Annotated in this window: 20 protein-coding genes; 10 read left to right on the top strand and 10 right to left on the bottom strand. The window is 40.9% G+C overall.

The window, feature by feature from the left end; translation table 11 throughout:
• Nucleotides 1-756: a murein L,D-transpeptidase catalytic domain family protein gene (locus OU683_RS14755; RefSeq protein ID WP_268139647.1), complete on the bottom strand. Its 756-nt coding sequence runs from the start codon at nt 754-756 to the stop codon at nt 1-3.
• A 269-nt stretch (nt 757-1,025) separates the two neighbouring features.
• Between OU683_RS14755 and gpmI the strand changes: the two genes are divergently transcribed.
• Genes gpmI through OU683_RS14725 form a run of 6 tightly spaced genes read left to right on the top strand, consistent with a single transcriptional unit; the run spans nt 1,026 to nt 5,698 of the window.
• Entirely contained in the window at nt 1,026-2,543 is a 1,518-nt protein-coding gene (gene gpmI, locus OU683_RS14750; protein ID WP_268139645.1) for a 2,3-bisphosphoglycerate-independent phosphoglycerate mutase, read from the top strand.
• A gap of 2 nt (nt 2,544-2,545) precedes the next feature.
• On the top strand, nt 2,546-3,103 hold the full coding sequence (locus OU683_RS14745) for a TlpA family protein disulfide reductase (RefSeq protein ID WP_268139644.1): 558 nt from the start codon (nt 2,546-2,548) through the stop codon (nt 3,101-3,103).
• A 34-nt stretch (nt 3,104-3,137) separates the two neighbouring features.
• Entirely contained in the window at nt 3,138-3,554 is a 417-nt protein-coding gene (locus tag OU683_RS14740; protein WP_268139642.1) for a BT0820 family HAD-type phosphatase, read from the top strand.
• Nucleotides 3,554-4,378: a type I methionyl aminopeptidase gene (gene map, locus OU683_RS14735; protein ID WP_268139640.1), complete on the top strand. Its 825-nt coding sequence runs from the start codon at nt 3,554-3,556 to the stop codon at nt 4,376-4,378. Before OU683_RS14740 ends, map begins: the two co-directional genes overlap by 1 nt.
• Nucleotides 4,371-4,934, top strand: coding sequence for an HNH endonuclease (locus OU683_RS14730; RefSeq protein ID WP_268139638.1), 564 nt, complete (start codon nt 4,371-4,373; stop codon nt 4,932-4,934). Before map ends, OU683_RS14730 begins: the two co-directional genes overlap by 8 nt.
• Nucleotides 4,931-5,698 carry a class I SAM-dependent methyltransferase gene (locus tag OU683_RS14725; protein WP_442800857.1) on the top strand — a complete coding sequence of 256 codons (768 nt, stop codon included), beginning with the start codon at nt 4,931-4,933 and terminating at the stop codon, nt 5,696-5,698. The genes OU683_RS14730 and OU683_RS14725 overlap by 4 nt, the downstream gene beginning before the upstream one ends.
• Before the next feature lie 139 nt (nt 5,699-5,837).
• Here the strand turns inward: OU683_RS14725 and OU683_RS14720 are convergent, their stop codons facing one another.
• The 8 genes from OU683_RS14720 to OU683_RS14685 all read right to left on the bottom strand — a co-directional run bounded on the left by OU683_RS14720 (nt 5,838) and on the right by OU683_RS14685 (nt 13,288).
• Complete coding sequence (locus tag OU683_RS14720; RefSeq protein WP_268139636.1) at nt 5,838-6,851, bottom strand: FAD:protein FMN transferase; 1,014 nt, start codon at nt 6,849-6,851, stop codon at nt 5,838-5,840.
• A gap of 2 nt (nt 6,852-6,853) precedes the next feature.
• Nucleotides 6,854-7,210, bottom strand: a complete 357-nt coding sequence (locus tag OU683_RS14715) for a DUF8840 domain-containing protein (protein ID WP_268139634.1) — start codon at nt 7,208-7,210, stop codon at nt 6,854-6,856.
• A 90-nt stretch (nt 7,211-7,300) separates the two neighbouring features.
• A complete protein-coding gene (gene nqrF, locus OU683_RS14710) occupies nt 7,301-8,590 on the bottom strand; it encodes an NADH:ubiquinone reductase (Na(+)-transporting) subunit F (RefSeq protein ID WP_268139632.1) in 1,290 nt (429 codons plus the stop codon).
• Nucleotides 8,591-8,600: 10 nt separating this feature from the next.
• Entirely contained in the window at nt 8,601-9,215 is a 615-nt protein-coding gene (nqrE, locus tag OU683_RS14705) for an NADH:ubiquinone reductase (Na(+)-transporting) subunit E (RefSeq protein ID WP_268139630.1), read from the bottom strand.
• Nucleotides 9,216-9,239: 24 nt separating this feature from the next.
• Nucleotides 9,240-9,998: an NADH:ubiquinone reductase (Na(+)-transporting) subunit D gene (locus OU683_RS14700; protein ID WP_268139628.1), complete on the bottom strand. Its 759-nt coding sequence runs from the start codon at nt 9,996-9,998 to the stop codon at nt 9,240-9,242.
• A 2-nt stretch (nt 9,999-10,000) separates the two neighbouring features.
• The gene (locus tag OU683_RS14695; RefSeq protein WP_268139626.1) at nt 10,001-10,744 is read right to left on the bottom strand and encodes a Na(+)-translocating NADH-quinone reductase subunit C; all 744 of its coding nucleotides are present in this window, start codon (nt 10,742-10,744) and stop codon (nt 10,001-10,003) included.
• Between the two features lie 2 nt (nt 10,745-10,746).
• A complete protein-coding gene (locus OU683_RS14690; protein WP_268139624.1) occupies nt 10,747-11,931 on the bottom strand; it encodes an NADH:ubiquinone reductase (Na(+)-transporting) subunit B in 1,185 nt (394 codons plus the stop codon).
• 10 nt (nt 11,932-11,941) lie between these two features.
• Nucleotides 11,942-13,288, bottom strand: coding sequence for a Na(+)-translocating NADH-quinone reductase subunit A (locus tag OU683_RS14685; RefSeq protein ID WP_268139622.1), 1,347 nt, complete (start codon nt 13,286-13,288; stop codon nt 11,942-11,944).
• Nucleotides 13,289-13,448: 160 nt separating this feature from the next.
• Between OU683_RS14685 and OU683_RS14680 the strand changes: the two genes are divergently transcribed.
• From OU683_RS14680 to apaG, 3 genes are read left to right on the top strand one after another with little or no spacing between them, the layout of a single operon-like run.
• Nucleotides 13,449-14,702, top strand: coding sequence for a type IX secretion system plug protein (locus OU683_RS14680; protein WP_268139620.1), 1,254 nt, complete (start codon nt 13,449-13,451; stop codon nt 14,700-14,702).
• A 16-nt stretch (nt 14,703-14,718) separates the two neighbouring features.
• Entirely contained in the window at nt 14,719-15,813 is a 1,095-nt protein-coding gene (locus tag OU683_RS14675; protein ID WP_268139618.1) for a DUF3667 domain-containing protein, read from the top strand.
• 1 nt (nt 15,814) lies between these two features.
• Nucleotides 15,815-16,201 (top strand): Co2+/Mg2+ efflux protein ApaG, encoded by a 387-nt coding sequence (gene apaG, locus OU683_RS14670; RefSeq protein WP_268139616.1) that lies wholly within the window; start codon nt 15,815-15,817, stop codon nt 16,199-16,201.
• 184 nt (nt 16,202-16,385) lie between these two features.
• Here the strand turns inward: apaG and OU683_RS14665 are convergent, their stop codons facing one another.
• The gene (locus OU683_RS14665) at nt 16,386-17,090 is read right to left on the bottom strand and encodes an NRDE family protein (RefSeq protein ID WP_268139614.1); all 705 of its coding nucleotides are present in this window, start codon (nt 17,088-17,090) and stop codon (nt 16,386-16,388) included.
• A 137-nt stretch (nt 17,091-17,227) separates the two neighbouring features.
• Between OU683_RS14665 and pruA the strand changes: the two genes are divergently transcribed.
• Nucleotides 17,228-18,853, top strand: coding sequence for an L-glutamate gamma-semialdehyde dehydrogenase (pruA, locus tag OU683_RS14660; protein WP_268139612.1), 1,626 nt, complete (start codon nt 17,228-17,230; stop codon nt 18,851-18,853).
• Nucleotides 18,854-18,954 lie beyond the last annotated feature (101 nt).

Below are 18,954 nucleotides of genomic sequence, written 5' to 3'. Positions count from 1 at the left end.
TTATACTGTCTGGTCATTAATATAAGTGGAGTTTGCGATGTAATTATCATTTGTGTGGTAGATAAACAACGCTGATCCACCTTTGATTTTATTGATGATCTCCTTAGATACTTCGGTAGGCACGGCAGGACATCCATAGCTACGACCTAATCTTCCAAGTCTTTGAATAGATGACTCTTTAGCATAATCTGCTCCATGAATTACAACGTATCGCTCACGAGCCTTGGAGTTAAATTCTTTCTCCATACCGTCGATAAAAAGGGATAGACCATTTTTTCCATAATAAGTTTCAGCGGTAACATAAAAACCAAGAGAACTCTGCAGGGAATTTGGTGTATTAGAGAATTTTGTGGCCATGTTTCCTCCTGTATTCTTTCCGTGGGAGACATAGGTATGATAAAGAACCTTATTGTTTTCCATATCAAGTATCCACAATCTTTTTTCTGTAGAAGGAAGGCTAAAATCTACAATACTTAGGAGTCTATTTTCAATCTTTTCCTCGTCTTCAAGTTTGTTATACCCTGTAATTGCATAAGTGAAAGAAACCCTGGAAGGCATATTTTCATTTACAGTGGCAAATTCTTCATAAAGAAGGTTAATTTTTTCTTCGGCGGTTGGTGCAGCTATTGCTTCCACTTCTTCTTTCTCAGAAGTGCTGGCGGCAAGGGCAGCCTCGGCATTAGGTTCGTAGGTGGTGAAGGCAAATGTGGCGGTTAAAGACAAAAAGAGAACAGAGACAGTTATTTTATTTATCATATTTTTTTGTTAAGTGATTAGTTGCCATATATGTTTCAAAGGTCGTACCAAAGACCATAAAAGCGAGAATAATTCAGTAACAATGAGGATGTTAACAATCCTCTCGTTGTCAAATATAAACGCATTAATTGTAAAAATATTATATAATGTAAATTGAATACTGTTAAAATTTTTATTAACAGCTAACATCCTGTTTGTACTATCACATACTCCTATTAAAACTTTCTTCACCAGTCATATTTCGTATCTTTGCGCAAATACCTATTTTAATGGATAAGAAAGTAATATTGATGATCCTTGACGGCTGGGGGATTAGCAATGACCCTAATACGTCGGCCGTTGACAAAGCAAATACCCCATTCATAGATTCCCTTTATAAAAAATATCCTCATAGCAGGTTGAGAACCGACGGAATGAACGTGGGACTGCCCGAAGGGCAAATGGGCAATAGTGAAGTAGGCCACATGAACCTTGGTGCGGGAAGAATTGTTTACCAGGATCTGGCAAAGATCAATTTGGCCGTACAAAATAATACCCTCGGAAAAGAACCGGTTTTAGAACAGGCTTTTGATTACGCTAAAGCCAATAATAAACCAGTTCATTTTATGGGACTTGTAAGTGACGGTGGGGTACATTCCCATATCAACCACTTAAAGGGACTGCTCTTTGCCGCAGAAGAATATGGCATAAAAGAGAAATACGTCCATGCATTTACCGATGGTCGTGATGTTGATCCAAACTCCGGAAAAGGTTTTATTGAGGACTTACAGGAGCACCTGGAGAAAACAAATGGGAAACTTGCTTCTGTGATTGGCAGATACTACGCCATGGACAGGGATAAACGATGGGAAAGAACTAAAATGGCCTATGATGTTATCGTCAAGGGCATAGGGGAAAAACATCAAAATGCTGCTGAAGCCATTCAGCAGAGTTATGACAATGGTATCACCGATGAGTTCATCAAACCCATAGTGATGACAGACAGTAATGGCAATCCTGTCGCCACTTTAAAAGAGGAAGAAGTAGTGATCTTCTTTAACTTTAGGACCGACCGCGGCCGTCAACTTACCCAGGCTTTGACTCAAAAAGATTTCCCTGAACAGGATATGAAAACTTTGCCTCTGTACTTTGTTACCATGACACGGTATGATGAGACCTTTAGAAATATTAATGTAGTATTTAATAAAGAAGACATTAAGGCTACTCTGGGTGAAGTGCTTGAACGTGCGGGTAAATCCCAGATTCGTATTGCCGAAACAGAAAAATATCCTCACGTAACATTTTTCTTTTCCGGCGGGAGAGAAGCTCCATTTAAGAGGGAACAGCGTATCATGATCAATTCTCCCAAGGTAGCAACTTACGACCTCCAACCTGAAATGAGCGCGTATGAATTAACCGATGCAATAGTGCCAGAGATTAAAAAGAAATCTGCCGATTTCATCTGTCTCAATTTCGCAAATCCCGATATGGTAGGTCATACGGGAGTATTTGAAGCAGCGGTAAAAGCATGTGAAACAGTTGACGAGTGCGCTAAAAGAGTTGTGGATGCTGCTGTTGAGAACGACTACTCTGTTCTTGTAATAGCCGATCATGGTAACAGTGAATTCATGATAAATAGTGATGGGAGTGCTAATACTGCCCACACTACGAATCCCGTACCGTTTATATTGGTAGATAAGGATGTAAAAGCGGTCAAAGATGGTATCTTAGGAGATATCGCACCCACTATCTTAAAACTTATGGGCGTAGAAAAACCCCAGTTAATGACCCAAAAACCTTTATTTTAAGAATGAAAATTTTTCTTTATTTAATGCTGTTGATAACAGCTGCCAATTGCGGTAGCTCTAAAGCACCAGAAACTGAAAATAAAAATATTCCCAAAGAGACTGTTTCACAGGAGGCTCAAAATGATTTGTTGATAGGTGAAGTAGAGCTGGAGGATTTTCAGCAGCCACCTTTCTCCACCTGGTTTGATCCTATGTACAAATCTTATGCACCAGATGAGGCAGCCCTAAAAACGATTCAGGAGAATATCAATGACTATGAGATCGTTATGTTCATGGGCACCTGGTGCGCAGATAGCCAGCGGGAAGTTCCAAAGTTCTATAAACTTTTAGAGTTAAGTGATTACGATCTGTCCCGGCTGCAGGTAAAAGCTGTAAGTGAAGACAAAACTCTTCCTAATGATGGTCAAAAAGAATATGATGTAATATATGTTCCCACAATTATATTCTTAAAAGATGGAGAAGAAGTAGGCAGGTTCGTTGAGTACTCAAATGAAGAACTGGAAGAGGATATTGCGAAAATTGTGTCTGGACAGGAATATATGCATCCTTACCAGCAATAATACGGTTTTTTATGTTTAATTGTCGTTTTTACATATGCCCAATTTGTTAACTATAGCAGTAGATTTTGACGGAACATTGGTGGAGAATCGTTATCCAAAGATTGGAAAACCGGTGTTGTTTGCCTTTGAAACCCTAAAGAAACTTCAACAGGAGGGACATCAAATTATACTTTGGACCTATAGAAGCGGCATTAAACTTACAGAAGCAGTAGAATTTTGCGAAAGTAAAGGGATTAAATTTTATGCGATAAATAAGAGTTATCCCGAAGAGCAATATGAAGACCAGGTCATGAGCCGGAAGATCCTGGCAGATATTTTTATTGATGACCGCAACATCAATGGATTACCTCCATGGGGAGAAATCTATCATAAGCTCGCCAACTCCTCTTCAAAAGCCTTAGAGCCAAGGAAGAAAAACAATAGATTACTTGAAATTTTTAAGAAGTTATAATGATCATACCAAAGACCAGAGAAGAAATTGAACTCATACGCCACAGTGCCTTGATTGTGTCGAAAACCCTTGGCATGCTCGCTTCGGAAGTTAAACCCGGAGTCACCACCCTGCACCTGGACAAAATGGCCGAAGAATTTATTCGCGACCATGGTGCCGAACCGGGTTTTCTTGGCATGTATGATTTCCCCAATTCTTTATGTATGAGCCCCAATGCACAGGTGGTACACGGGATCCCAAATAATGAACCTTTACAAGAAGGAGACGTGATCTCTATAGATTGCGGAGCTTTCAAAAATGGCTTTTACGGGGATCATGCCTATACCTTTAGCGTAGGCGAAATAGATAAGGAAACTCAAAAGCTTCTGGATGTAACCAAGGAATCATTGTACGTCGGGATCCGGGAGTTCAAAATGGGAAACCGGGTTGGAGACGTGGGATTTGCAATACAACAATATGCAGAAAAGAACGGCTTTGGAGTGGTACGGGAGTTGGTTGGCCATGGTCTTGGTGCCAAGATGCACGAAGATCCTGAAATGCCGAATTACGGGAAGCGCGGCCGCGGAAAAAAGTTTGTTGAAGGAATGGTGGTAGCCATTGAACCAATGATCAACGCAGGTACTCACCGCATTAAACAATTACGTGACGGCTGGACGATCTTAACAGCAGATAATAAACCCAGTGCCCACTTTGAACATGATGTTGCATTAATCGACGGAAAACCGGAACTATTATCAACTTTTCACTACATTTATCAGGCTCTGGGAATAGAAAGCGATGAAGAAGAAGAATTCAGGGCCCAAACCATCAACTTCAATGATTAAGAATTTTCGTCAAGAAAAGTGGCTCCCTTATTCCAGAGAGAACTGGCATGAACGTTTTCACTATGCCATTTCAAATTATGGAAGAGTAGTTAGTTACGTTAAAAACCCTGACGGAGATCTTCTAAAAGGCGGTAAATCACAGGGCTTCCTCACCTTTGTAGCTACTCTCAAAAGTGGCAAAAAACAAGCCTGTTACATTCATAGAGTAGTTGCTGAACTTTTTATTCCAAAGAAAGAAGGAGATGAATTTGTCATCCATAAGAACTACCAGAAAACCGAGAACAAGGTAAATAATCTTGCCTGGGTCACTAAAAAAGAATGGGTCGCTCACCAGCAAAACAATCCGCAGGTAAAAGAGAATAAGCTGAAGCGCAAGCTTGGCACCATCAAATGCTATTCTAAACTTTCTTACGCTCAGGCGACCATCCTTAAGAAAAAGCTGCTTGATCCAAACCGCAAGACCCGCATTAGGATCCTGGCGAAGCAATTTGGGGTTTCAGAAATGCAACTGTACAGGATCAAGTCGGGAGAAAATTGGGGAGATATTAAGGTATGATCGGGAAGACTTTTAAGTTTTTTCTAAACAAGATTCCCCGTCCTGTGCTCATTCGGCTTAGCTATTTTGTGAAGCCATTTTTTCTATTCACTTTAAGAGGTAACAAATATACCGATCCCATCGATGGCCGTAGTTTTTCAAAATTTTTGCCTTACGGTTATGAAGAGCAGCGGGAAAATGTTCTTTCCCCCTCTACCCTTTCTCTCGAGCGACACCGCCTCCTTTGGCTTTTCCTGAAGGATCATACCACTTTCTTCTCTGCCCCTCACAAAGTCTTGCATTTTGCACCTGAACAGGCTTTTTATAAGCGCTTTCGGAAACTGAAGAACCTGGATTACACAACCACAGATCTCAATTCCCCCCTCGCCGATGTAAAAGCTGATATTTGTGACCTTCCATTCGAGGACAACAGTTTTGATTTCATTTTGTGCAACCATGTCCTGGAGCATATTCCCAACGACACCAAAGCAATGCAGGAACTGTACAGAATCTTAGAACCCGGTGGCACGGCAATCTTACAAATACCCCAGGATCTAAAAAGGGAAAAAACCTTTGAAGATGATTCTATAAAGGATCCAAAGCAGCGGGCAAAGATCTTTGGCCAATATGATCATGTAAGAGTCTACGGCCGGGATTATTTTGAAAAATTAAGAGGAATAGGTTTTAAGGTTGAAGAAGTAGATCTCACTTCCCCATTATCTCCAGAGCTTATCGAAAAATACAGGTTGGCCAAAGGGGAAATTATTCCCGTGGCAAAAAAATAGAACGGTAATATTACTATAAATCCTTAAAAGAGAGTAAGGATCGCTTCCTTAAAACTATAGCTTAACAGAAATTAGAGCAGGTTCACTTCCCAAATTTAAATTTTGGTAACCTTGGGGTGTCTCCCAGCTAAGGACCCTTTTAAAGATCCTCCATTAGCTCTTCAAAACCGGGTGTGGCAAATTCCTTGATTTCCCCTTCCAGAGTAGAGTAAATAAGAAAAGCATCAAGTTTGTCATTTTTTGAAAGCAGCAGCTTTGAGAGATCATAGCCCATAGCCATAAAAGCAGTCGCATAAGCATCGGCTAAAGCACAATTTTCAGCAAGAACTGTTACACTTAAAAGATCACTTTTTTGAGCAAAGCCGGTAAGAGGGTTTATAGTATGAACATAAAGAGCTCCTGTTTCAGGATCTGTTCTGTGTTTCCGGTAATTACCTGATGTAGCCATGGCTCTATTGCGAAGTTCTATTGTGGCTGTTAGCTCCCTTTGTCCTTCTTCCTGCATTGGATCATCAATACCAACAGTCCAGTACGATCCTCTCTCCCTGTTGACCCCCTTTGCAAGAAGTTCTCCTCCCAGTTCAATAAGATAATCCTCAATTTCTTTTGAGTCCATATAATGACCAATGAGGTCAATTGCATAACCTTTGGCAATGGCATTAAAGTCGAGATAGACCTCGGGAGATTCCTTAATAAGTTTGTCACCTCTTAACTCCAGTTTTTCAAAACCCACATATCGCATAAGGGAATCAATTGCCATAGAATCTATTTCTTTAGAGCCTGCTTCGGGTCCAAAACCGTATTGGTTAACTAAATCTCCCACAGTAGGATCAAAGTACCTGTTGCTATCCTCCCACACCTGTTTAGAAATCAAAAAGACCTCCTGGAAAAGACTGTCAACTTTTACGAGACTATCTCCCCGGTTGATTCTCGAGATGTCAGATGAATCTCTGTAGGTACTCATGGAATGGTTTACCCTCTCAAAAATAGAATCCAGCGCTTTATCAAGGGGGATCATATCTTCAGAGTAGTAAGTTATGGAATAGGTAGTGCCCAATGCTTCTCCATTGGCCTTCCTTTGCTCATCGATCTCTGAACAGGAAAGACTAAGAAAAAATAAAAGAAATACAGCTATAGGTCTTGAAAATGTCATTTTTAGATCTCTTTTAATCCGGGGTAATTGACTACATAATCTTCTGTGCTGGAAACAGGCAAATCATAATCTTTGGAATTGGCAAGTCCTACTCCTGCATAGAAAGTACGTGCGTTGAACTTAATCGCATGCTGCTTCACGGTCTCGAGAAAGATCATATCGATCTCCCGGGGATCAAAAGGATAATCTATAGCTCTTACCACAACAAAATGAATCTTCTTATCTTTCAATGCCACGAACTGGGGATCTTTTTTGAAATCACTGTTTACCCCGAGAAATTCGTAACCCTGATCTTCGAGGTCTTTGCCAACTATATTCATAGCCAGATTATGCAGTTCCTGCTTCGTAAGTTGCGACATGAAACAAATTTAACTATTTCCAATTAATACAGTTAGCTTTAAAACAAAAACAGCTGCCAAAAGGCAGCTGTTTTTGTTTTAAGTTTTGGATTATCCTCCAAAATCATCAAATCTTACATTCTCCGGTGGTACACCAAAGTCATCGGTCATTTTTTCTACTGCCTTATTCATCAATGGCGGTCCACAAAAATAGAATTCAATATCTTCGGGTTCATCATGTTTGGACAGGTAATTATCGATCACCACCTGGTGAATAAAACCAACGAATCCATCGCCTTCCCCGTCAATTCCGTCTTTTACTTTCCAGTTGTCTTCTTCTAAAGGTTCAGAAAGAGCAACGTAAAATTTAAAGTTAGGGAAATCTTTTTCAAGTGCTCTGAAATGGTCTACATAGAACAATTCTCTTTTAGAACGACCTCCATACCAGTAAGTCACTTTACGATCGGTTTGAAGTGTTCTAAACAGGTGATACAGGTGTGAACGCATTGGCGCCATTCCGGCCCCACCACCAACGTAAAGCATTTCGGCCTCACTGTGGTTGATAAAGAACTCCCCGTAAGGTCCTGAGATCACAACTTTATCTCCTTCTTTTTGATTAAAGATATAAGAAGATGCAATACCTGGATTAACACTCATCCAGTCATTCTTAGCACGATCCCATGGCGGAGTAGCGATACGCACATTTAGCATGATCCTTCTACCTTCGGCAGGATAAGAAGCCATCGAATAAGCACGTTCAACAGTTTCCACGTTCTTCATTACTAATGGCCACAAATTGAAGTTATCCCATTCAGTCTTAAATTTCTGTGGATCGCCGGGGTGCTCTTCGGGATGCGCAGTGATGTCCATATCTGCATACTTGACCTCACATTTAGGAATCTCTATCTGAATATACCCTCCTGCTTTGTAGTCCATATCTTCAGGGATCTCTACCACGAACTCCTTAATAAATGATGCTACGTTATAGTTACTCACTACTGTTGCAGTCCATTTCTTAATTCCAAAGACTTCTTCAGGAATCGTGATCTTCATATCCTGCTTAACCTTTACCTGGCAACCTAAGCGCCAACCGTCGGCAATTTCTTTTCTGGTAAAGTTTGGTTCTTCGGTAGGCAGGATACTTCCCCCCCCTTCAGAAACAATACACTTACACTGCATACAGGTTCCACCACCACCACAGGCAGACGGCAGAAACAGCTTGTTCTCTCCCAGAGTTGAAAGCAAGGTTCCCCCGGACCCAACTTCCAAATCTTTTTCTCCGTTAATATTGATCGTTACAGGTCCCGACGGAACTAATTTTGCTTTTGCTCCCAGGAGAACTGCCACTAAAATTAAGATCAGGACTAAAAATACGACAACACTTGCTATAATTACTTCCATTGCTTTCTCTCTATATTTTGATTCCCATAAAACTCATGAATCCAAGAGCCATAAGTCCGGTGATGATAAAAGTTATTCCCAATCCCTTTAATGGGGCAGGAACATTTGAATAGGCAATTTTTTCGCGAATGGCCGCAATTCCAAGAATTGCCAGGAACCAGCCAATTCCACTTCCAAAGCCATAAGTAGCTGCTTCTCCAATCCCGGAGAAATCTTTTTGCTGCATGAAAAGTGCACCTCCAAGGATGGCACAGTTCACCGCTATCAAAGGAAGAAAGATCCCCAAAGCTCCATAAAGAGCCGGTGCAAATTTCTCCACTACCATTTCTACAAGCTGTACCATGGCCGCAATAACAGCAATGAACATAATAAAGCTTAAGAAACTAAGGTCAATAGTCGCATATTCTTCATTTAACCAGGTAAGTGCTCCAGGTCTTAGAAGATATTTATCCAGTAAAAAGTTAATAGGAACGGTAATAGAAAGAACGAAAATAACCGCTGCTCCTAATCCAACCCCAGTCTTCACTGTTTTGGAAACTGCCAGGTACGAACACATCCCGAGGAAATAAGCAAAGATCATATTTTCTATGAAGATGCTTCGTACGAATAAATTTATATAATCCATATTCGAATTTTTTGTGGTTTGTGATTAGGCTTCAATGAGTTTTCTATTCCTTGCACGCTGTACCCAAATTATAATCCCAACCACGATAAGTGCCATGGGTGATAACAGCATTAATCCATTGTTCTCATATCCCAGAGCATAAAGACCAGTAGACTCTGCAAGAGTAACTCCTTTGTGCCCAAGTACTTCATAACCGAATAATTTTCCGGCTCCTAACAATTCACGGAAGAAAGCAACAATAATAAGTATAAGACCATATCCTGCTGCATTTCCTATCCCATCAAGAAAGGACTTATAAATGCCATTTCCAAGGGCAAAAGCTTCCAGACGCCCCATCACTATACAGTTGGTAATAATAAGACCAATAAATACTGAAAGCTGTTTACTCACATCATAAGCATATGCTCTAAGAACCTGATCTACTAAAGCCACCAGGGACGCAACCACAACCAGCTGAACGATGATCCTTATCCTGTTTGGGATTAGATTCCTCAATGCCGAAATGATCATGTTACTAAAGGCCATTACTGCCATTACCGCAATTGCCATAACAATAGCCGGTTCTAACTGCACGGTGATCGCCAGTGCAGAACAGATTCCCAATACCTGTACGGTAATAGGGTTATCATCGTCAAGAGGATCTGTAAGCAGCCTTCTGTTGGCTCGTGAAAGAAAATGCTCTTTCTCCTCTGAATCTGAAAGGAAAAGGATCATCGCATCTTTCTTGTTTTCCTTGTCCACCTCAGCCAATTGCTCAGGCTTATTTTTTATTTCCTGTGCCATAATTATAAATTACTTGCAACGTTAATATCGGTTTTGCTCTTGAAATAAGGCAGATAATGCTTAAGCCTTTCAGAAATCATATCTGAAACACCATCTCCGGTAATAGTTGCACCCGAGATCGCATCAACCTTATTATCCTCCTTAGAAGTACTGGCATTACCTTTAACCACAGATACTCCTATTAACTCTCCATTCTCATTGAAGATCTTCTCATCTGTAAAACGCTCTCTAAACCACTCCTGGGTGATCTCGGCTCCAAGACCCGGTGTTTCTCCAAGGTGATCGAAAACGGCTCCTTTAATAGTGTTCACATCATCCTTTAAAGCGATGTATCCAAAAATAGCATTCCAAAGACCTGCACCCCTTAGAGGAATGATGTAGTAAGTCTCCCCCTCTACTTCTGCCAGATAAAGCGGATAATTCTGTTCTTCGGGAGTACGCTTAAGTTCCTTTGCAAGATCAACATCAAAAGCATTTACACCTTCCTTAACTTCACCTGCATTATTAAGAACAAGCTGTTCTTTAATATATTCCTGAAACAAAGTCTCGGCTCCAGCCCTGTCGGTTTCAACACCTACAGTAGCAAGGATATTTTGCATCTTCTCCTGGCGCATGTTCTCATATTGCATAGGCTGCAATGAAGTAGCGGCAAAAGCAAGCACCACCCCAACTACTACCACCATAACAATGGCGAAAATAAAGGTATATGAGTTGGTGTTCGTTTTATTTACAGTTTTCTCTTCCATAACTATACTACAGTTTCAACTTGTTTGTTAATTCCTGCTGTCTTTCTTTTCAATCTTCGTTTAATATTGCCCTGTATCACGTAGTGATCAATAGTTGGAGCAAAAACGTTCATTAATAGAATAGCCAGCATTACTCCTTCGGGATAGGCAGGGTTAAACACCCTGATCATTACCGATAAGAAACCTATAAGAAATCCATATATCCATTTCCCCTTATAAGTTTGTGAGGCCGAAACAGGATCTGTTGCCATATAAACTATACCAAAAGCCAATCCTCCGGCAACCAGGTGGTTGTACCAAGGGAAATTGGTAAGGGCGTTACCCTCAATTCCCATTGCAGGAAGCGCATTAAAGATCAAGCCCATTACAGAAGCACCAACCACAGCACTTAACATGATCCTCCAGCTACCTACTTTAGTAAAGATAAGGAATAGCGCTCCCAACAGACATAATGCTGCCGAAGTTTCTGAAACCGATCCCGGAATCATTCCCCAGAACATATCCATAGTAGTGTATTCAACAGGTTGACCGGCAGCAAGAGTCCCTAAGATAGTTTCTCCCGAAACACCGTCAACTTCTGCAGCGTTCATAACCCAAACCTGGTTACCCGACATATATGTAGGATAAGCAAAGAATGCAAAAGCACGTGCAGTAAGCGCAGGGTTAAGGATGTTCATCCCGGTTCCACCAAAGGCTTCTTTACCAATGATAACAGCAAAAACAACAGAGATTGCAAGCATCCACAATGGCAAGCCAACAGGCATGATCATAGGAATCAAAAGCCCTGTAACCAGGTAACCTTCATTCACCTCGTGACCTCTAAAAATGGCGAAAGCGAATTCTATTCCAAGCCCAACCGCGTAAGAAACCACGATCATTGGCAATATCTCTAGAGCACCGTGACCAAATGCATCCCAAAAATCAACTTCGGGCTGGATTTGTTTGAGGTACTGGTAACCAACATTCCACATACTAAAGAGCAGCACAGGAACAAGAGCGAGCACCACTGTAATCATCACTCTTTTCAAGTCCACCGCATCTCTCACATGGGCTCCTTTTTTAGTAGTATGATTTGGAGTAAAAAGAAAGGTATCCAGCGCATTGATTGCCGGGGAATACTTTTCCAGTTTCTTTCCCTTTGAAAAGGGCTCCTTAAATTTATCTAATTTTTGTCTAATCCATTCCATAGTAAACAGTTTATCCAACTTCGGTGATCATAAGATCCAATCCTAAGCGTATTATTTCTTGCGCCTCTATTTTTGAAGTGTTCACATAATCGACAAGTGCAAAATCTTCGGGAGCCACTTCATAGATCCCAAGATTTTCCATTTTTTCAATATCGGCTGCCATACAGGCCTTTAACAGCTGCATAGGATAAATATCCATTGGCATTACCTCCTCCATTTCACCTGTCACTACAAGTGCTCTTTCTTCACCGTGAAGGTTGGTGTTCACCTCAAATTTTTTCTTAGGAAACATCCAGGATAAAGAAGTACGGGAGTTAGATGGAATATTGTTGTACGTGAAAGGCAACCATCCGAACATACGATACTTGTTACCCTCGGGTATTAAAGTAAGTTCATTTGGAAAGAAGCCAATATACTGTTCATTATTTACCTGCTCACCAGTTAAAACATCTCCGGAAATAATCCTGACATTTTTAGTATCCACAGCACCTACAAGATCGGAAACAGGAGTTCCAATGGTAGTTCTAAAATATTTTCTGTCTTTGGCTTCACTTCCACAAACAGCTACAGTACGAACCGCAGTATACTTTCCGGTAAGGAAAAGATCTCCAATATTCGCAACATCTTCTGGTTGTACTGTCCATACCCTCTCGCCAATATTGATAGGGTCAACTTTATGGATTTGGACCCCTACGTTAGCCGCAGGATGAGGACCAGAAACTTTATGCATTTCGACATTTTTAAGACCATTAAAAATGCCTTCTCCTTTTCCGGATACAGAGACATGAACTTTCCCAGGAGTCAACCTGGTTAAAGCATCAAGCCCTGCCTGGAATGCCTCCATACGGTCTTTAAGTATAAACTCAACATCTGCAGAAAGGGGCGCAGTGTTCATTGCCGATACGAAAATAGCTTTTGGAGTATCTTTGGGATCGGCTGGAATATCGTAAGGTCGTTGATTGATAAAAGCCCAACTTCCGCTTTCAAGAATCCTCTCTTTTACAGCCTCAGAATCGGCTTTAAGAGGATCAAGAATTCCGAATTCCCGGAATTCATCAGAAGCATCGGCTTCAATCACTACCTCAAGGATACGGCGTTTATCACCCCTTAATATTTCTTTTAAAGTACCACTAACAGGGGAAGTAAAACGAATCTTCTCGGTATATTTCGAAAAGAAAAGCTCATCACCTGCCTGTACTCTTGCACCCTCCTTAACAACCATCTTTGGTATCACCGCATGAAAATCGGGTGGTTTTACAGCATAGGTCTTAGAGCGGGGTGCGTCAACGAGGGTCTTTTCGGCTTCTCCTTTAAGGCGAAGCGTAAGCCCTCTTTTAATTCTAATGTCGTTGGACATAGGACGAAGTGTTAAAATTTCATTTAAAATTCGGGCAAATTTACAGATTTCCGACCCATAAATCCCAATTTAAACTGAATTAATTCCGCTCCATATTGTTAAATCGAACAAATAATGACTGTAATCAGTTTTTCAGTATATTTAGATTTATTTTTGGTGCATGAAGTTATTCTTTACCCTCTCCTTTATAATATTCTCCGGGATCTACTTTGCTGCTGCCCAGCAAATAATTGAAACTAACCCGCCAACCTATATAAGGACCGTGATCTTTACCGGTGCCGAGGAATACAGTGGCGTGCCCATTGTTCGTCTGGGAGAACCAATATTCCTTTCTTTTGATGATCTTGTGGGAGATGAAGCAAACTATTATTATACCATTGAACATTTTAACTACGACTGGACACCTTCAGAATTATTAAAAAATGAATATCTGGAAGGTTTTGATAATGTAAGAATCACAGATTATAAAAATTCATTCAATACCCTTCAGCTTTACTCCCATTACGAACTTAACATACCAAATGAAAATACCCGTGGCTTAAAAGTAAGCGGAAATTACCTGCTCAAGATCTTCAACGATAATAAGGAACTGGTATTCTCCCGAAAGTTCATTGTTTACGAACCTCTTACCAGGGTGCAGGTAGACGTAAGAAAATCCAGGGAAGTAAAGTTGATCCATAGTCAACAAGTAGTAAATTTTGAAGTCGATTCCCCGGAATTCATTATCCGTACACCAGAACAGTCTGTGTGGGCTGTTATTCTTCAAAACAATAATTTAAAAACTGCTATTTACAACATTCGCCCTCAATACCACATTGGCTCCACCCTTATTTATAAATATGATGAGCTAACCTCTTTTTGGGCAGGTAATGAATTTCTAAATTTTGATAGTAAAGACCTGCGCTCTGCTACAGTAAAGATCCAGTATATTGATGTCCAGGATCTTTACCATCATTACCTTTTCCCCGACAAAATTAGGGCCTTTGAACCCTACACCTACAACCCGGATATCAATGGAAAATTTGTGGTGAGAAAATTTATGGCCGAGGAAGATGATATTGAAGCAGGTTATGTTTGGACCCATTTTTCCCTTCTTACTCCTGAACCGCTTGAGGGCGGAGAGGTACATCTGTATGGAGAGTTTAACAATTTCATTCTCGATGAGAGTACCAGGCTAAAATATAATCCTGAAACTGGTGCTTATGAAAATGCCCGGCTTTTTAAACAAGGTTATTATGACTATAAACATGTATATCTGCGGAATGACGGGATACTTGACGAAGGATTTATTAGCGGAAATTTTGTTAGCACCGAAAATAATTATACTGTCATAATTTATTACCTGCCTCCCGGCGGAAGATATACCAGGGTCATTGGCGTTGGCAGTGCCACATCATTAAATATCAGCAACTAATTTTTCCGTAAAGCTCATGGAAAAAGGAAACAATCTGCCTACCATCTATAAAGAGCGTCACAAGCTCAAATACCGAAACACCGAGTGCCTTAATTGCTATCACCCACTCGACATAAGTGATGAATACTGCCCCAATTGCGGCCAGCTTAATAGCACAAAAAAGCTTGCATTCAATGACTTCTTCAATGAATTCTTTGCAGGTATTTTTGCTTATGACTCAAGGTTCTACAGAACTTTAGGAGTCCTGCTTTTTAAACCTGGAAAAATTTCAAAAGATTATATACAGGGTAAGCGGGTACGATATGCCAATCCATACCGGTTCTACCTGAGTGCCTCTATAATATTTTTCCTCCTCTGGAGTGTGACTCACGAAATTGAACCGCCGGTTAATATAGATACAGAGGTTACAGAGGCACAACGCCGGGAAGCAGATTCGCTCCTGGCTGCAACAAGAGCTGAAAATCCCGAGCTCGGAATAATTCTTCCTGAAGTATCAACAGTAGAGGACAGTGTTCAAACTTCCCGATATGTACCCGAAGCTGCTTTAGATACCATGAACTTTTCTGAAGCTATTACAACCAGGTATAAGGTCTTCTCCGATTTTTACAAAAGAACAGAAACACGCAACCCGCATGTGGCAATGGACAGTCTAAATTATCGGGACACCCGCTACAACCAGTGGTTCTACAAAAAAACTGTTGATGCCGAAAGGTTCAGTTCAGATTCAGATCTTTTCTGGAATTATTTTTACAGCAAATTACCTTTTATCATTTTCTTCTATCTTCCCATTTTCGCACTTTTTATATGGTTGTTATACTTGCGAAGGCCATTCACATATATGGAGCACCTTATCTTCACCTTCCACAATCAAACCACATGGTTTGTACTATTTGGAATAGCGGTAGGAATAAATTCTATTTTAGGCAACAATGCAGCTACAGGAATAATGACTCTCGTCTTCGGCTTTTATCTGTATAAAGCTTTTCGAAGATTTTATGGTCAGGGAAGAGTTAAAACGATTTTAAAGTTTATTATTATCAATATAATATTCTTTATTTTAGCGGTAGTGGCTGCATTATTTTCAGTACTGGCATCATTCGCGATTTACTAAGATGATACAACAAGTAACCAGAGGCATTAAGATCTCAATAGAAACTAATTTTGAGGGGACCTTCTACAAGAATTACCGGGTCCACTTCGCCTTTGGCTACCAGATAACGATTGAAAACCAAAGCAAAGACTCTGTGCAGCTTACCTCGCGATTCTGGAAGATCAAAGATGCCTTAAACCGAACTGAAATTGTAGAAGGCGAAGGTGTTATTGGCAAGAAACCGGTAATAAAGCCGGGAGAATCCCACACTTACAAAAGTGGATGCCTCCTCACCTCCCCCTTTGGTGCCATGAGTGGTTTTTACAGCATGATCAACTTCACAACTACCCGAAAATTCAGGGTTACAATTCCTTCCTTTAAATTAAGTGCTCCATTTGCACTAAATTGATTCGATCTGGGTTTGATAACAGATTGTTGTTCAAGGCAAAATGAGAAATAACAATTTATTTACCTCCCTAAAATGTCTTTTTTGAAGCCCTTTGAGGTTTTAATTTATTAAATTACCTGGAAATCTCTGGTTAAGATCTGGCAGGTTTTGGACCTAAGGGCGAACCTAACCTTGAACTTATCCTTTAAAATGTCATTTTGGACTCCTCTTTTGCAGCCAGGTCTTTATAATAGAATTCCACTTTTTCCGGGGCAACAATTAGTTGGGAAATGCTCACTGTTCTTACAAACCCCCTGTCCATAACGACTCCCTGTTCCATGTCTCCCTCTCCTGCAGAAAAATGGAAATTCAGCAATGCTTCAGGCGTTAATTCCTGCTGTTGCTGAAGTTCTGAAAACCAATCTTCCCGCACCTGCTTCATTTCAGCTGAATAAAGAGGGCTTGAAGACCAGATGTGCGGCTTAAGAGATAACTTTCGGAAATGTTTTGTACTGCCATCCCAGACAAATTCAGCAAAAAAAAGCTCCTTTTGCCAATCGGCAGCTACTATGGTAAAAGGTTCAACTTCCGAAAGATCATAAGCTTCCGCAGCTTCAGCAAAATCTTTAGCAGCGAGAAGATCCTTAACCACCACTCCCCTGCTTTTCCCGTACGGCAGTTTTCGCACATGTTTTTTAAATTCCCCATTAAGCAAACAGATCACTCTCTTTCGCTCACTCACGCCAAGCCAGGTTCCACCGGCAAGAACATCCTTTGGAAATGCCATTTTCAAGCCCTCTATTTCATACATCTTTGGCGGCAAAGTTTCCCGCCCGGGTGCCTCATCCCGATTGGATGTAAGAACAAATAATTTATCGCCTTTTAAAGGGGTTATGCTGACGGTGCACATTATGAAAATATTAAGATTTATTAGCTTTTAGCTCCTGATTTTGAGTAAAGTTCAGAAAAAATTAGGGGAAGTAAAATTCTTTTAATTTTTTTACCTTTACGACACTTATTTAGAAATCAAAAAAATCTGATAAAACTATGGGAAAAGGTGTATTCCAGGTTCCGCAGGCAGTAAATGAACCAGTAAAGTCATATGCTCCGGGAACCCCCGAAAGAGAGGCCGTCTTAAAGGCTTATAAAGAATTGTACAACAGCAAAGTAGAGGTGCCGCTTTATATTGGAGGCAAAGAGATCAAAACCGGTAACACGGCACCAATGAATCCGCCGCACGATCACCAGCACCATCTTGGAGACTATCACAAGGCTTCGAAAGAGCATGTGGAAAAAGCTATAGATGCAGCCCTGGAAGCCCGTAAGAAATGGGCGAACCTTGAATGGGAACAGCGAGCTGCTGTTTTCCTTAAGGCTGCCGAGCTTATTGCAGGTCCTTATCGTTACAAGATCAATGCTGCAACCATGATTGGGCAGTCAAAGAATATATTTCAGGCTGAAATCGATGCGGCTTGTGAACTGATCGATTTCCTTCGTTTTAATGTGGAATACATGACTCGCATTTACGAAGAGCAACCGGAGTCTTCTTCGGAAGCATGGAACAGGCTTGAATATCGTCCATTGGAAGGTTTTGTCTACGCTGTGACTCCTTTCAATTTTACGGCAATAGCCGGAAACCTGCCATCTGCACCCGCATTAATGGGCAACGTGGCAATTTGGAAACCAAGTGATTCCCAGGTGTATTCTGCACAGGTGATCATGGAAGTTTTCAAGGAAGCCGGAATGCCAGATGGTGTTATTAACATGGTGATGGGAGATCCAAAAATGATCTCTGATGTGGTTCTTGAACACAGAGATTTCGCCGGACTTCATTTTACCGGAAGTACTACTGTATTCAAAAACCTTTGGAAACAAATTGGAGATAATATCCACAACTACAGATCTTATCCAAGGATCGTTGGAGAAACCGGAGGTAAAGATTTCATTCTCGCTCACCCAAGTGCGAAACCAAAACAAGTTGCAACTGCCATTTCCCGTGGAGCTTTTGAATTCCAGGGTCAAAAATGTAGTGCTGCTTCCAGGGTCTATATTCCAAAGAGCATGTGGGAAGAAGTAAAAGGCTATGTCGTTGAAGATCTGAAGTCTTTTAAGATGGGATCTCCGGAGGATATGAGCAACTTCATTACAGCAGTGATCCACGAAGGTTCATTTGACAAACTGGCAAAATTCATTGATGCCGCCAAGAATGACAGCGATGCAGAAATCGTAGTGGGTGGAAATTATGACAAATCTAAAGGTTGGTTTATAGAGCCTACAGTGATCCTTACAGATAACCCTAAGTACAGTACCATGTGTACCGAATTATTCGGTCCTGTAGTAACAGTTTATTTATATGATGATAACCAGTGGGAGGAAACATTAAAGCTGGTTGATGATTCTGAATATGCTTTAACAGGAGCGATACTTTCACAGGACCGTTACGCCGCAGCTGAAGCTACCAAGGCATTACAGAATGCTGCAGGAAACTTCTACATCAATGACAAGCCTACAGGTGCAGTTGTTGGTCAGCAGCCATTTGGTGGAGCCCGAGGAAGCGGAACCAATGACAAAGCGGGTTCAATTTTAAACCTGTACCGCTGGATCTCTCCACGAACAATAAAAGAAACCTTTGTAACCGCGACAGATTACAGGTATCCGTTCCTGGGCGAATAGACAATAATCGTTTAACAAAAATTGGGTATTCTCCAGGATGAGGATTCCCATTTGGAATTTTAAGGAGCTGATTGTTAAAGAAATGTACATTTCTTTAACAA

This window comes from Salinimicrobium sp. TH3 (assembly GCF_026676115.1).
Taxonomy (GTDB): Bacteria; Bacteroidota; Bacteroidia; order Flavobacteriales; family Flavobacteriaceae; genus Salinimicrobium.
This window is presented reverse-complemented; position numbering and strand designations above follow the sequence as displayed.

What these genes read in the sequence shown, in the direction of transcription:
- OU683_RS14675 (WP_268139618.1), top strand. Translation starts at nt 14,719, where the DNA reads ATGGAAAAAGGAAACAATCTGCCTACCATCTATAAAGAGCGTCACAAG.
- OU683_RS14690 (WP_268139624.1), bottom strand. Translation starts at nt 11,931, where the DNA reads ATGGAATGGATTAGACAAAAATTAGATAAATTTAAGGAGCCCTTTTCA.
- OU683_RS14755 (WP_268139647.1), bottom strand. Translation starts at nt 756, where the DNA reads ATGATAAATAAAATAACTGTCTCTGTTCTCTTTTTGTCTTTAACCGCC.
- OU683_RS14680 (WP_268139620.1), top strand. Translation starts at nt 13,449, where the DNA reads ATGAAGTTATTCTTTACCCTCTCCTTTATAATATTCTCCGGGATCTAC.
- nqrE (WP_268139630.1), bottom strand. Translation starts at nt 9,215, where the DNA reads ATGGATTATATAAATTTATTCGTACGAAGCATCTTCATAGAAAATATG.
- gpmI (WP_268139645.1), top strand. Translation starts at nt 1,026, where the DNA reads ATGGATAAGAAAGTAATATTGATGATCCTTGACGGCTGGGGGATTAGC.
- nqrF (WP_268139632.1), bottom strand. Translation starts at nt 8,590, where the DNA reads ATGGAAGTAATTATAGCAAGTGTTGTCGTATTTTTAGTCCTGATCTTA.
- OU683_RS14720 (WP_268139636.1), bottom strand. Translation starts at nt 6,851, where the DNA reads ATGACATTTTCAAGACCTATAGCTGTATTTCTTTTATTTTTTCTTAGT.
- OU683_RS14700 (WP_268139628.1), bottom strand. Translation starts at nt 9,998, where the DNA reads ATGGCACAGGAAATAAAAAATAAGCCTGAGCAATTGGCTGAGGTGGAC.
- OU683_RS14745 (WP_268139644.1), top strand. Translation starts at nt 2,546, where the DNA reads ATGAAAATTTTTCTTTATTTAATGCTGTTGATAACAGCTGCCAATTGC.
- map (WP_268139640.1), top strand. Translation starts at nt 3,554, where the DNA reads ATGATCATACCAAAGACCAGAGAAGAAATTGAACTCATACGCCACAGT.
- OU683_RS14695 (WP_268139626.1), bottom strand. Translation starts at nt 10,744, where the DNA reads ATGGAAGAGAAAACTGTAAATAAAACGAACACCAACTCATATACCTTT.
- OU683_RS14740 (WP_268139642.1), top strand. Translation starts at nt 3,138, where the DNA reads ATGCCCAATTTGTTAACTATAGCAGTAGATTTTGACGGAACATTGGTG.
- pruA (WP_268139612.1), top strand. Translation starts at nt 17,228, where the DNA reads ATGGGAAAAGGTGTATTCCAGGTTCCGCAGGCAGTAAATGAACCAGTA.
- OU683_RS14685 (WP_268139622.1), bottom strand. Translation starts at nt 13,288, where the DNA reads ATGTCCAACGACATTAGAATTAAAAGAGGGCTTACGCTTCGCCTTAAA.
- apaG (WP_268139616.1), top strand. Translation starts at nt 15,815, where the DNA reads ATGATACAACAAGTAACCAGAGGCATTAAGATCTCAATAGAAACTAAT.
- OU683_RS14665 (WP_268139614.1), bottom strand. Translation starts at nt 17,090, where the DNA reads ATGTGCACCGTCAGCATAACCCCTTTAAAAGGCGATAAATTATTTGTT.
- OU683_RS14725 (WP_442800857.1), top strand. Translation starts at nt 4,931, where the DNA reads ATGATCGGGAAGACTTTTAAGTTTTTTCTAAACAAGATTCCCCGTCCT.
- OU683_RS14730 (WP_268139638.1), top strand. Translation starts at nt 4,371, where the DNA reads ATGATTAAGAATTTTCGTCAAGAAAAGTGGCTCCCTTATTCCAGAGAG.
- OU683_RS14715 (WP_268139634.1), bottom strand. Translation starts at nt 7,210, where the DNA reads ATGTCGCAACTTACGAAGCAGGAACTGCATAATCTGGCTATGAATATA.